9 protein-coding genes are annotated in these 12,588 nt (G+C 71.4%); 7 read left to right on the top strand and 2 right to left on the bottom strand.

Annotation, left to right across the window (positions count from 1 at the left end):
• The first annotated feature begins 325 nt into the window (after window positions 1-325).
• The 7 genes from D9R02_RS09545 to D9R02_RS09515 all read left to right on the top strand — a co-directional run bounded on the left by D9R02_RS09545 (window position 326) and on the right by D9R02_RS09515 (window position 10,340).
• Complete coding sequence (locus tag D9R02_RS09545) at window positions 326-2,551, top strand: PhoX family protein (protein ID WP_019311230.1); 2,226 nt, start codon at window positions 326-328, stop codon at window positions 2,549-2,551.
• A gap of 276 nt (window positions 2,552-2,827) precedes the next feature.
• Window positions 2,828-4,540: a nitrite/sulfite reductase gene (locus tag D9R02_RS09540; protein WP_019311229.1), complete on the top strand. Its 1,713-nt coding sequence runs from the start codon at window positions 2,828-2,830 to the stop codon at window positions 4,538-4,540.
• On the top strand, window positions 4,537-5,274 hold the full coding sequence (locus D9R02_RS09535) for a phosphoadenylyl-sulfate reductase (RefSeq protein ID WP_019311228.1): 738 nt from the start codon (window positions 4,537-4,539) through the stop codon (window positions 5,272-5,274). The genes D9R02_RS09540 and D9R02_RS09535 overlap by 4 nt, the downstream gene beginning before the upstream one ends.
• Window positions 5,256-6,191 carry a sulfate adenylyltransferase subunit CysD gene (gene cysD, locus D9R02_RS09530; protein ID WP_121241194.1) on the top strand — a complete coding sequence of 312 codons (936 nt, stop codon included), beginning with the start codon at window positions 5,256-5,258 and terminating at the stop codon, window positions 6,189-6,191. The genes D9R02_RS09535 and cysD overlap by 19 nt, the downstream gene beginning before the upstream one ends.
• 2 nt (window positions 6,192-6,193) lie before the next feature.
• Entirely contained in the window at window positions 6,194-7,534 is a 1,341-nt protein-coding gene (locus D9R02_RS09525) for a sulfate adenylyltransferase subunit 1 (protein ID WP_102613099.1), read from the top strand.
• 189 nt (window positions 7,535-7,723) lie between these two features.
• Window positions 7,724-9,535: a 2-succinyl-5-enolpyruvyl-6-hydroxy-3-cyclohexene-1-carboxylic-acid synthase gene (menD, locus tag D9R02_RS09520; protein WP_121566812.1), complete on the top strand. Its 1,812-nt coding sequence runs from the start codon at window positions 7,724-7,726 to the stop codon at window positions 9,533-9,535.
• 67 nt (window positions 9,536-9,602) lie between these two features.
• The gene (locus tag D9R02_RS09515; RefSeq protein ID WP_102613097.1) at window positions 9,603-10,340 is read left to right on the top strand and encodes an SDR family oxidoreductase; all 738 of its coding nucleotides are present in this window, start codon (window positions 9,603-9,605) and stop codon (window positions 10,338-10,340) included.
• 54 nt (window positions 10,341-10,394) lie between these two features.
• On the opposite strand, the gene D9R02_RS09510 is transcribed toward D9R02_RS09515, so the two are convergent.
• Together D9R02_RS09510 and D9R02_RS09505 are read right to left on the bottom strand one after the other, a co-directional pair.
• Window positions 10,395-11,165, bottom strand: coding sequence for an ABC transporter substrate-binding protein (locus D9R02_RS09510; protein WP_102613096.1), 771 nt, complete (start codon window positions 11,163-11,165; stop codon window positions 10,395-10,397).
• 71 nt (window positions 11,166-11,236) lie between these two features.
• Window positions 11,237-12,588, bottom strand: a 1,352-nt coding sequence (locus tag D9R02_RS09505) for an isochorismate synthase (protein WP_121566811.1), incomplete at its 5' end; no start/stop codon positions are given.

Genomic DNA, 12,588 nt, shown 5'->3' with positions numbered 1-12,588 from the left:
GCCAGCAATCCCAGCGCTATCTGATCCCAGAACGCTGACTCGACATCCCGGCGGTACTTCGGATGCCCCGGCGACCGCAGCTTCGGTCTGATCGCCCGATCCGCTTGCCACTGTCGACGCGCACCCGTCGGCACCGCTGATTCCTCTGGATCTCGTCCCACCACACACCCTCACGATCAGGGTGTTGCGACAACCAGTTGAATCCGCCCTGGTTAACCCGATGTTTGCCCTCTGGTCGTGGCGTGATCACACCGGGGTGCTGAGGTGATGGGCGGAAACACTCGCTGACATGCACGGACGCATGTCTCACCCAGGGAGCCACTCCATGACCCAAGCACCCGAACGCCGCCGTCTCCTGCCCATGCTGGGCCACGTGAACGGCAAGCGCAGCCCGCTCACGTGCGAGCTCAAGTGCGGCAGCCAGTGCACCACCCCGGACACCAACACCTCCGGCAACGAGTACGTGCAGGACGTCATCTCCGCCGCGATGACCCGCCGCGCCGCCCTCGGGCTCGGTGCCGCCGGAGCCGTCACGGTGGGTCTGGTGGCCGCCACCGCCCAGCCCGCGGAGGCCACGTACGGCTACTGGGGCAAAGGCAAGGCCCGCCTGGACTTCACCCCCATCAAGCCGGTGAACATGACGGTGGACGATCTCAACGTCCCCAAGGGCTACGACTGGTCGCCCATCATCCGCTGGGGCGACCCCCTGTTCTACGACTCCCCGGAGTTCGACCCCAAGAACCAGACCCCGGAGGCGCAGGCCAAGCAGTTCGGCTACAACTCCGACTACCTGGACATCATCCCGGACCCCAACGGGCTCACGGGTGTGCTGGTGAACAACCACGAGTACACCAACGAGAACACCATGTTCCCCACGGGCTACGAGAAGACCAACCTGACCAACATGGTGAAGACCGCCATTCAGGCCCACGGCATGTCGGTCGTGGAGATCACCCGCGCCAAGGTGGGGGAGCCCTGGACCTACGTGCGCGGCGGTGCCCGCAACCGGCGCATCACCCTGACCACCCCGTTCGTGGTGGACGGCCCCGCGGCCGGCTCGTACCTGCTCAAGACGCAGGACGACCCCACGGGCAAGCGCGTGCTGGGCACCCAGAACAACTGCTCGGGCGGCGTGACCCCGTGGGGCACCGTGCTCTCCGGCGAGGAGAACATCCACCAGTACTTCATCACCTCCGGCACCGCCGAGGAGAAGCGCTACGGCTTCCCCACCACCATGCCCTCCCGCCGCTGGCCCGAGGTGGAGAAGCGCTTCGACGCCCGCATCCCGGGGTACAAGAACGAGCCCAACCGCTTCGGCTGGGTGGTGGAGATCGACCCCCAGAACCCGAACTCCGCCCCGCTCAAGCACACCGCAATGGGCCGCTTCAAGCACGAGGGCGCCAACGTGCGCGTGGGCGACGACGGCACCGTGGTGGCGTACTCCGGTGACGATGAGAAGTTCGAGTACATCTACAAGTTCGTCTCCGCCAAGAAGTACAAGAAGGGCGACAAAAAGCACAACATGACCCTCCTGTCCGAGGGCGACCTCTACGTGGCCAGGCTCAAGGGCAACTCGCCCAAGAAGCAGATCACCGGGGGCGGCACCCTGCCCAGGGACGGCGAGTTCGACGGCTCCGGCGAGTGGCTGCCGCTGGTCAAGGGCGGCAAGTCCATGATCAAGGGCATGTCCGTGGAGGAGGTGCTCGTCTACACCCGCCTGGCCGCGGACAAGGCCGGGGCCACCAAGATGGACCGCCCCGAGGACGTGGAGCCCAGCCCCCACACCGGCAAGGTGTACGCGGCGCTGACCAACAACTCGGACCGCGGCAAGGCGGGCAAGGCTGGCGTGGACGAGGCCAATCCGAAGACCGGCAACCGGGACGGCTACGTCCTGGAGCTCACCGAGCGCCACAACCTCCCCCAGGCCACGCGCTTCGACTGGAACCTGCTGCTGGTGTGCGGCGACCCCACCAAGGACTCCGGCACGTACTTCGGCGGGTTCCCCAAGGAGAAGGTCTCCCCGATCTCCTGCCCGGACAACGTGGCGTTCGACAAAGCCGGCAACCTGTGGATCTCCACGGACGGCGCGCCCTCCAAGATCGGCTACAACGACGGCCTGTTCAAGGTGACCCTCAACGGCTCGGAGCGCGGCCGCGTGCAGCAGTTCCTGTCCGTCCCGCAGGACGCCGAGACCTGCGGCCCGGTGATCCACGACACCGAGGGCATGGTCTACATCTCCGTGCAGCACCCGGGTGAGGACGGCACGTTCGAGCAGCCCCGCTCGTACTTCCCGGACTACGCCCTGCCCACGCGCCTGGAGCCGGGCGAGTTCTCGATGCCCCGCCCCTCCGTGGTCCAGGTCTTCCGCAAGAACCGGAACAACAAGCCCCAGTTCCCGGGCGGCGTGAGCGACCAGCCGGGCAAGGGCGAGAACCAGGGCAAGAAGCGCAAGAACGGCCAGACCGGGCCCAAGTACCGCGGCTACGAGGACAAGTCCACCCAGGAGCTGCAGCAGCGCGCGCAGCAGGCTCCCAAGAGCTACGAGAGCTGAGACTCTCCGGCTCGGCCTGAGCAGGCGGGCGGGATCGCGGACAGCCGCGGTCCCGCCCGCTTTTCCATGCCCGGCGGACGACGCCGCCCGCGCGCCTTCCGCAGTCCGGTGCGGCCCGCCGGAAACCCGGCCGAGCGGCGTCGTCGTGGTTCGAAAACCGGGTGTGACGTGCGAGGACGCCGGGTATGTGACGTGTTTGTGACGGGGGTTCGTGGGGGTTACCGCGCGGTCTGTACGTTGGAACGACTCGCCTCCCTCTCACCCAAGGAGCACCCCATGACCACCTCCGCAGACACCGGGACCGCGCCCCCCAAGAGCGCGTCCGGACGCGTGCGCGGACCTCGTAAGGGCACCGATCTGGGCCAGTGGAAGGTCAGCGGGCGCACGCCCCTGAACCACAACGAGGAGTTCAAGGCGGAGGAGAACTCGCTCAACGTGCAGCAGCGGATCATCGAGGAGTACTCGAAGACCGGCTACGCCTCGATCCCCGCGGACGACGTCCACGGGCGGTTCCGCTGGCTGGGCCTGTACACGCAGCGCAAGCAGGGTGTGGAGGGTGCCAGCACCTCCAAGCTGGACGCCGAGTCCCTCTCTGACGAGTACTTCATGCAGCGCATCCGCCTGGACGGCGGGCAGCTGAGCACCGAGCAGGCGCGCGTGCTGGGGGAGATCTCCCGCGAGTTCGCGCGCGGCACCGCGGACGTCTCGGACCGGCAGAACATCCAGCTGCACTGGATCCGCATCGAGGACGTCCCCGAGATCTGGGAGCGCCTGGAGGCCGTGGGCCTGACCACCCTGGAGGCCTGCGGTGACACCCCGCGCGTGTTCCTTGGCAGCCCCGTGGCCGGTGTGGAGAAGAACGCCATCATCGACCCCTCGCCGGAGCTGGCCGCGCTGCGCGAGGAGTTCATCGGCAACCCCGAGTACGTGAACCTGCCGCGCAAGTTCAAGACCGCGATCACCGGCAGCCCCACGCTGGACGTGGTGCACGAGATCAACGACGTCAGCTTCGTGGGCGTGAACCACCCCGAGCTGGGCCCCGGATACGACCTGTGGGTGGGCGGGGCGCTGTCCGTGGCGCCGCGGCTCGGCGAGCGCCTGGGCGCGTTTGTCTCCCGCGAGAACGTGGTGCCCGTGTGGGCCGGGGTGTGCGGGATCTTCCGTGACTACGGCTACCGCAAGCAGCGCACCAAGGCCCGCCTCAAGTTCCTGCTGGCCGAGTGGGGCCCGGAGCGGTTCCGGCAGGTGCTGCAGGACGAGTACCTGGGGTTCGAGCTGCCGGACGGCCCCGCCCCCGAGCGCGCGGTGGGCCACTCGGACCACGTGGGCGTGCACGCACAGGTGGACGGCAACCGGTACGTGGGCTTCGCGCTCACCGCGGGCCGGCTCTCCGGGGACGCGCTCGTGGCCCTGGCCGACGCCGCCGAGGCCGCCGGTTCCCGGCGCATCCGTCTGACCCCGCACCAGAAAGTGCTGGTGCTGGACGTGCCCGAGGACAACGTGGACGGGTTGATCGAGGCCGTCCAGCCCCTGGGGCTGCACGCGAAGCCCAGCCCGTTCCGCCGCTCGACCATTGCCTGCACGGGCATCGAGTTCTGCAAGCTCGCATTCGTGGAGACCAAGGGCCTGGCCGCCCGGGTGATCGACGACATGGAGCAGCGGCTCGCGGACGTGGAGATCCCCACGCCCATCTCCCTGCACATCAACGGCTGCCCCAACTCGTGCGCCCGCATCCAGACCGCGGACATCGGGCTCAAGGGCCAGTACATCGGGGAGGAGTACGTCTTCCAGGTGCACCTGGGCGGCGGCCTCGCCTCGCCGGACCGCGAGGAGGGCGGCCTGGGCCGCACCGTGCGCGGACTGAAGGTCACCGCGGACGACCTCTCCGACTACGTGGAGCGCGTGACCCGCACCTTCCTGCGGGAGCGCGACCCCGAACAGTCGTTCGCCGAATGGGCGCTTGGCGCCGAGGAGGATTCCCTGACATGACCACCACTGACGTGACGACCTCCCCGGGGCGCACCCGCTCCACCGAGGAGCTGAAGGCCCTCGTGGCGGATGCGCAGCAGCGCTTCGGCGAGCGGGACGCGGACCCGGACGAGGTCCTCGCGTGGGCCGCGAAGACCTTCGGGAAGAAGCTGGCCGTGGCGTGCTCGATGGCCTCGGACACCGTGGTGCCCGCGCTCGTGAGCACGCACCTCAAGAACGTGGACGTGCTGTTCCTGGAGACCGGCTACCACTTCCCGGAGACGCTGCAGACCCGGGACCAGTTCGCGCAGGACTGGCCCGTGAACGTGCGCACCCTGCTGCCCGAGCTCACCGTCCCCGAGCAGGACGCCAAGTACGGTGCCCAGCTCCACGACCGTGACCCGGGGCTGTGCTGCGGGATGCGCAAGGTGGCCCCGCTGGACAAGGCTCTGGCGGGCTACGAGGCGTGGGTGACCGGGCTGCGTCGTGAAGAGACGCCGCACCGCGCGAACGCCGCGCCCGTGGAGTGGGACGAGCACCATCAAATGGTGAAGATCAACGCCATCGTGGACTGGACCTTCGACCACGTGGTCGCGTACGCCGAGGAGAACCTGGTGGTGGTCAATCCGCTGCTGAGCCAGGGCTACCCGTCCATCGGGTGCGCCCCGTGCACGCGGAAGGTCGCCCCCGGAGAAGACCCCCGCGCCGGACGCTGGTCCGGCGTGGGCAAGACAGAATGCGGGATCCACCTGTGAGCACCACCACTGCCCCCACTGATACTGCGCTGACCCAGCTGCAGCGGCTCGAGGCCGAGTCCATCCACATCTTCCGGGAGACCGCGGCGGAGGGCGAGCGCCCCGTGCTGCTGTTCTCCGGCGGCAAGGACTCCGTGGTCATGCTGCACCTGGCCGCCAAGGCCTTCTGGCCGGCACCCATCCCGTTCCCCGTGCTGCACGTGGACACCGGGCACAACTTCCCGGAGGTCCTGGAGTTCCGGGACCGCACGGTGGAGCGCCTGCACATTCGCCTGGAGGTCGCGAGGGTCCAGGACTACATCGACGACGGCCGCCTCACGGAGCGCCCGGACGGCACCCGGAACCAGCTCCAGACCGTGCCCCTGCTGGACGCCATCACCGAGGGCCGCCACGACGTGGTCTACGGCGGCGCCCGGCGGGACGAGGAGAAGGCCCGCGCCAAGGAGCGGATCATCAGCCTGCGGGACGAGTTCGGCCAGTGGGACCCCCGCAACCAGCGCCCGGAGCTGTGGAGCCTGTACAACACGCGCCACCGCCCCGGGGAGCACGTGCGGGTGTTCCCGCTGTCCAACTGGACCGAGCTGGACATCTGGTCCTACATCACCGAGCAGGGCATCGAGCTGCCCTCCCTCTACTACGCCCACGAGCGGGACGTGGTGAGCCGGGACGGCATGTGGCTGGCCGTGGGCGAGCACGTGAGCCCGCGCGAGGGCGAGACCGTGCAGACACGCACCGTGCGCTACCGGACGGTGGGGGACATGAGCTGCACGGGCGCCGTCGAGTCCCCGGCCGCGACCGCACAGGACGTGCTGGCCGAGGTCAGGACCAGCACGCTCACCGAGCGCGGGGCCACCCGCGCGGACGACCGCGTGTCCGAGGCCGCCATGGAGGACCGCAAGCGAGAGGGCTACTTCTAGAGATGAGCACCGAGAACCAAGCGAGCCTGCTGCGCATCGCCACGGCCGGCAGCGTGGACGACGGCAAGTCCACCCTGGTGGGGCGGCTGCTGCACGACACCAAGAACATCCTGGTGGACCAGCTGGAGGCCATCGAGCGGGTCAGCGAGTCCCGCGGGCTGAGCTCCGCGGACCTGGCGCTGCTGACCGACGGGCTGCGGGCGGAGCGCGAGCAGGGGATCACCATTGACGTGGCCTACCGCTACTTCGCGACCCCCGCCCGCAGCTTCATCCTGGCCGACTGCCCCGGGCACGTGCAGTACACCCGCAACACCGTCACGGGCGCCTCCACGGCGGACGCGCTGATCGTGCTGGTGGACGTGACCCACGGGATCGTGGAGCAGACCCGCCGCCACCTGGCCGTGGCCGCGCTGCTGGGTGTGCCGCACCTGATCGTGGCGGTCAACAAGATCGACCTGGTGGCGGACGCCCAGGACGCCTTCGAGGCACTGGAGCGGGATCTGCACGCGCTCGCGGACGAGCTGGGCGTGCTGGACCTGCAGACCATCCCGGTCTCAGCACTTCGCGGGGACAACGTGGTGGAGACCTCCGAGGCCACCCCGTGGTACGCGGGGCCCTCCCTACTGGGCTGGCTGGAGAACCTCCCGGACTCGTCGCAGCTCACGCGTTCCGAGCCCTTCGCGCTGCCCGTGCAGACCGTGATCCGCCCGCAGTCCGCGGCGGTGTCCCCGGAGTTCACGGACTACCGCGGCTACGCGGGGCAGATCGCCTCCGGGACCGTGGCCGTGGGCGATTCCGTGGCGGTCCAGCCCGCGGGGCGCACCACCACGGTCACCCGCATCGACGTCGCCGGCGCCCCCGCCGAGCACGCCGTGGCGGGACAGTCCGTCACGCTGAGCCTCGCGGACCAGATCGACATCAGCCGCGGAGACCTGCTCGCCGCGCCCGCCGAGGCACCGCGGGGCTCCAAGACTGTGGATGCCGTGGTGTGCTGGCTGGACGATGAGAACCCCCTGCGCGAGGGCCAGCGCGTGCTGCTCAAGCACACCACGCGCGTGGTCCGCGGCATCGTCGGCTCGCTGGACGGGCGACTGAACTTGGAGAGCCTCGCGGCGGAGTCGGTGGGCGCGTTCGAGCTCAACGACATCGGGCGCGTGAGCATCCGCGTGGCCGAACCCCTGTTCACCACCGCGTACACGGCCTCCCACGCGCTCGGCTCGTTCCTGCTGATCGACCCGCAGTCCGGGCGCACCCAGGCCGCGGGCATGGTCCAGGACGACAGCGTCCACACCCCGGGCGTGCTCGGCAGCCTCCGCGCGGACGCGGGGGAGTGGGCCATCTGAGCCCCGGCTGACGACGCCGCCCGGTCCCGTCCCACGGTGCCGCCGGGTGCGTGCCGTGCCCGGCGCCGTCGCGCCCGCAGGAGACGGTCGCGCCGCCCGTTCCGGTTCCGCGGTGCCGCCGGGCGGCTGCCGTGCCCGGCGCCGTCGACCGGTCCGCCTGCGTCGGTGCGGCTGAGTACCCTCGGGAGGGTGATCACCCCCAGCATCCTCACGGCCACCACGGTTCTGCGCGCGCTCGCGGAGCGCGGAATGCGGCACCTGGTGGTGTCTCCCGGCTCGCGCTCTGCGCCGCTGGCCTACGCCGCGGCCGCCGCCCACGCGAGCGGTGCGCTGAGCGTGCACGTGCGGATCGACGAGCGGGACGCCGCGTTCACCGCCCTCGGGGTCGCGCGTTCCACGGGCCACCCGTGCGGCGTGCTCACCACGAGCGGCACCGCCGTGGGTGAGCTGCTGCCCGCCGTGATGGAGGCCTCCCACGCGGGGGTGCCCGTGGTGGTGCTCAGCGCGGACCGCCCGCCCGAGCTGCGCGGCACCGGTGCCAACCAGACCACGCGCCAGCCCGGGATGTTCAGCACCTTCGTGCGCGCGGAGGTGGACGTGCTGCCCCCGGACGGGACCGGGACCGAGGCCGAGCAGCGCGCCGAGATCGCCGCCGCCCTGCAGCCCCCGCTCGCCGCGCTGGCCGGAAGCCGGGACGCCGCGCCGGGTCCGGTGCAGCTCAACATCGCCCTGCGGGACCCCCTCTACCCCGTCTTGGACGAGGACCACGAGCACCTTAAGGACTGGGCCCGGGAACTGGCCGCAGAGCTGCGCGGCACCCGGCCCGACGGCCCCTCCGATCTCACGGCCCACCCGTGGTCGGTGCTTCCCGAACCGTTCCTGCCCGCCGAACTGTCGACCGACGGCGCCCCGACCGCACCGCTCCGCGACTCGAGCACGGCCTCAGCACCTTCCCATCCCGTGGTCTTCGCGGGCGACGGCGCCGGGCGGGCCGCCGCTCGATTCGCCCGCGAGCACGGCATCCCCCTGCTTGCGGAGCCCTCCTCGAACGCTCGCGAGGGGGAGGCGGTCGCGTCCTACGAGAGCCTCCTGGACACCACCCTCGGGCGGCAGGTCGACACCGTGGTGCTCGTGGGACGGCCCACCCTGAGCCGCGCGGTCTCCGCCCTGCTCAAGCGTCCCGGCGTGCAGATGGTGGCGGTGCGCCCGGAGCCTGCACCGTGGTTCGAGCCGGGGCGCCGCCCCGAGACCGAGGTGCGTGGCTTCGCGGAGGCCGCGAGCGCCGTCGGGACCGTGGCCGAGGGCTGGCTCGGTGCGTGGCGCGAGGCGGGGGACGCCGCCGACGCCGCGGTGCTGCGCTACGCGGACGGCCAGGAGCAGCTGACCCGGCTGCACGTGGCCCGCGCGGTGTGGGACGCGAGCTGCCGGGACGGTTCCGTGCTGGTGGTGGGTTCCTCCACGGTGGTGCGGGACGTGGACCTCGTGGCGCGGGCGGACTCGCCCGTGCCCGTGATCGCGAACCGGGGTCTGGCTGGGATCGACGGCACGGTGGCCACCGCGTTCGGCGTGGGGCTGGGCACCGGGCGCCCGGTGCGCGCCGTCATGGGAGACCTCACGTTCCTGCACGACGCCGGCGGGCTGCTCGTGGGCCCGGGGGAACAGGTTCCGGACGCGCACCTGGTGGTGGTCAACGACTCCGGCGGGGGAATCTTCCAGACCCTCGAGCACGGAGGGCTGGGCCTGGACGAGCGCTACACCGCGGCCGTGGAGCGGTTCTTCGGGACCCCGCACCGGGCGGGGGTCGCGCGGCTGTGCGCGGCGTACAGCGTCGAGCACGTGCGCGTGGACACGGTTGAAGACCTGACCGCGGCGCTCGCGGAGCCCGTGGGGGGCCGCAGAGTCATCGAGGTACCGGTGTCCCGGGAGACCCTGCGGGACGTCAACGCGGCCGCGCGGCAGGCGGGAGCGCGGGCGGCGCAGGAGCACCTCGCGGGCGGCTGAGCCGCGCCGCGGCCGCGGCGGTGACCCCGCTGGCGCGGGGTGCGGGGCCGCTCGTTAGCATGGCGTCATGAGTGAACAGACCGCACAGCAGAGCACCCCTCGCACCGCCCTGGTCACGGGCGCCACCCGCGGCATCGGCCGGGCCATCGCCCGGGACCTCGCCGCCGACCACGTGGTGTTCGTGGGAGGACGCTCCGCCGAGGACGTCGAGCGCGTGCGCGCGGAGCTCGCCGGCGTGGGCCCCGGGACCCGCCCGTTCGTGGCGGACGTGACCGACGACGAGCAGGTGGCCGCCGCCTGGGCACCCCTGCGGGAGGAGTTCGGCGCCCTGAACGTCCTGGTGCACTCGGCGGGCATCGCCCCGCAGTCCCTCGTGGCGGACGCGCCCCGCAAGATGTGGGAGCAGATCTTCGACGTCAACGTGATCTCCGTGGCGCAGCTGACCCGGCTCACCCTGCCCGAGCTGCGCGCGGCTCAGGGGGACGTGGTGGCCATCAACTCCGGCTCGGGGTTCACGTCCCGGGCGTCCTCGGCGCTGTACTCGGGCACCAAGTTCGCGCTGCGTGCCCTCACGGACGCGCTGCGGGAGGAGGAGCGCGAGCACGGCGTGCGCGTGGCCTCGGTGCACCCGGGCCGTGTGGCCACGGACATGCAGGAGCAGCTGCACGAGTACATGGGCCAGGAGTACCGCCCGGAGGAGTGGATCCAGCCCGAGCAGATCGCCGCGGCGGTCCGCATGGCGGTGGACGCCGAGCGCACCTCCGAGGTGGAGGTCATCTCCGTGCGCCCCTCCGGGATGCGCTGAGCACCACCAGCCCGGGGTGCCGGGCGGGCTCCGGGCAGGTGCGCACGGGGGGTGCTACATGCCCATCCACTCCTGCCTGAGGCGGTCCACGGTGCCGTCCTTCGTGACCCGGTCCAGGGTGCGGTTCACGGCGTCGAGGACCGCGGTGTTGCCCTTCTTCACGGCTATGCCGAGGTTCTCGTTGGTGTCCACGGTCTGCACGAGCCGCAGCTCCGGGCGCTTCTTGGCCTCCTGGGAGAGCGTGGAGATGTTTCCGGAGACCGCCTTGACCTGACCGCCCTGCAGGGCCGAGAACATCCGGTCCAGATCCTCGAACTCGCGCACCTTCAGCTTCTTGTCCCGCGCGTACTTCTCACCGGAGGTGGCGTGCTGAACTCCCACGGTCTTGGTGCCCACGGAGCTGAAGCTCGTGATCCCGGAGCCCCTGGTGGTCAGCAGCGCGATCTGGTCGTTGAAGTAGGGCTGCGAGAAGTCCACGACCTCACGGCGCCGTTCGGTGATGGTCATCCCGGAGATGGCGGCGTCACACCGTCCCTCGTTCAGGGCCTCACCGGATTCCAGGGTGTGGAAGTCCGCCTGCACCACGGTGAGTGTGCGGCCCATGTCCCGGGCGATCTCGTGGCCCAGGGACATGTCGAACCCCACGGTCTCGCCGTCGCGCTCGAACTCGAACGGGGCGTAGGGGGAGTTGGTGCAGACACGGAAGGCCTCGGGGGAAGGGCTCTGCTGGGCCCGGTCCTGCGGGGAGGACCCGCAACCGGCCAGCACCACGGTGGCCACGCAGACGGCGGCGACCGCGGATGCAGTGCGACGTGGCGCTGGCATGGGGACTCCTCGTCGAGTGGCCTGGACCTGTGGCGATCGTACTATGCGGCTTCTGGCCCCGGCCGGATCCGCTACCCCTGGCTGCGCGCGGGCAGCGCCTCCAGCATGGGACGCAGCTTGGCCCACGTCTCGGCGAGCTCGGCCCGCGGATCGGACTCCGCCACGATCCCGCAGCCCGCGCTCACCCGCGCCCGGTGCCCGTCCAGCTGGACCGCCCCGCGCAGGGCGATGCCCCACTCGCCGTTGCCGGCGCCGTCGAGCCAGCCCACGGGGCCCGCGTAGAGGCCGCGGTCCATGCGTTCGAGGTCCTCGATGACCGCGCCCGCGGTCTCGGTGGGGGTTCCGCACACCGCGGCGGTGGGGTGCACGGCCTCCGCGAGCTCCAGCGCGGAGGGCAGGGTGCCGTCCACGCCGGTGCGCAGCTGCGCGGTGACGTCCGAGGCCAGGTGCCACACGTTGGGCAGCGCCAGGATGAACGGGTGCTCGCCGCCGGAGACCTCGTCCGCGTACGGGGACAGTCCTGCCACCAGGGAGTCCACGGCAAAGCGGTGCTCGCGCTGCTGCTTCTCGGACCCGCCCAGCTCGGTGCCCGCGAAGTCCTCCGGGTTCGCACCCTCGGGGAGGTCCTGGCGGTCCAGGGTCCCCGCGAGCACACGGGCCGTCGCGGTGCCGCGGTGCACGCGGATGAGCATCTCCGGGGTGGCGCCGAGCAGGCGCCCCGCGCACGGCGAGTCCTCCTCGCCCAGGCGCACGCAGTACGTCCAGCACGTGTCGAAGCGCTCGCTCAGCCGCCCGAGCACCCCGCCCAGGTCGATGTCCGCGCCGGTGTCCACCACCACGTCCCGCGCGAGCACGAGCTTGTCCAGCTCTCCGGCGCGGATCATGCCCACGCCGTCCGCCACGGCCGCCATCCACTGCTCCTCGTCCAGCGCACCGGGCACCGCCGTGGGGTGCGACGACGCCGCCCGGCCGGCATCCGCGCGAGGCGGCGCGGCGGCGTCGTGCCCGGCGGGGGCAGCGTGCCCGGCGGGGGTGACGCGCGCGAGACGTCGCCAGGCGGCGTCGAGGTCCGAGACCGTGGGGGAGGGGTCGGTGGTGACGAGCGTGAGCCAGGCGGTGTCCCCGCTGGTGCTCACCACGAGCTCGGGCACCATGAGCCCGGAGTCCACGGTGGAGGACGGGGCGAACGCGAACGCACCGAAGGCCAGCAGCCCGGTGCCAGGGCGCCGCACCTCGTCCGTGACGCGCGCGGAGTCCCGCACGGCGTCCCACCACACCCGCGCGGACGTGAACCGCGTGCCGCCGCGCACCCGGTAGGCCGCGGTGCGCCCGAGGCCCACGAGGCCCTGGCCGCGCACGATCCACGTGGCGGGGTCCTCGCTGCCGAGCAGGCGGCGCACGTCCGGGTCGCGCGCGAAGTCCG

Source organism: Kocuria rhizophila, assembly GCF_003667225.1.
Lineage (GTDB): Bacteria > Actinomycetota > Actinomycetes > Actinomycetales > Micrococcaceae > Kocuria > Kocuria rhizophila.
Note: the sequence above shows the minus strand (reverse complement) of the source record. Positions and strands in the feature narration are given on the sequence as shown.

What these genes read in the sequence shown, in the direction of transcription:
- D9R02_RS09525 (WP_102613099.1), top strand. Translation starts at nt 6,194, where the DNA reads ATGAGCACCGAGAACCAAGCGAGCCTGCTGCGCATCGCCACGGCCGGC.
- D9R02_RS09515 (WP_102613097.1), top strand. Translation starts at nt 9,603, where the DNA reads ATGAGTGAACAGACCGCACAGCAGAGCACCCCTCGCACCGCCCTGGTC.
- D9R02_RS09540 (WP_019311229.1), top strand. Translation starts at nt 2,828, where the DNA reads ATGACCACCTCCGCAGACACCGGGACCGCGCCCCCCAAGAGCGCGTCC.
- D9R02_RS09545 (WP_019311230.1), top strand. Translation starts at nt 326, where the DNA reads ATGACCCAAGCACCCGAACGCCGCCGTCTCCTGCCCATGCTGGGCCAC.
- cysD (WP_121241194.1), top strand. Translation starts at nt 5,256, where the DNA reads ATGCGGGATCCACCTGTGAGCACCACCACTGCCCCCACTGATACTGCG.
- D9R02_RS09535 (WP_019311228.1), top strand. Translation starts at nt 4,537, where the DNA reads ATGACCACCACTGACGTGACGACCTCCCCGGGGCGCACCCGCTCCACC.
- D9R02_RS09510 (WP_102613096.1), bottom strand. Translation starts at nt 11,165, where the DNA reads ATGCCAGCGCCACGTCGCACTGCATCCGCGGTCGCCGCCGTCTGCGTG.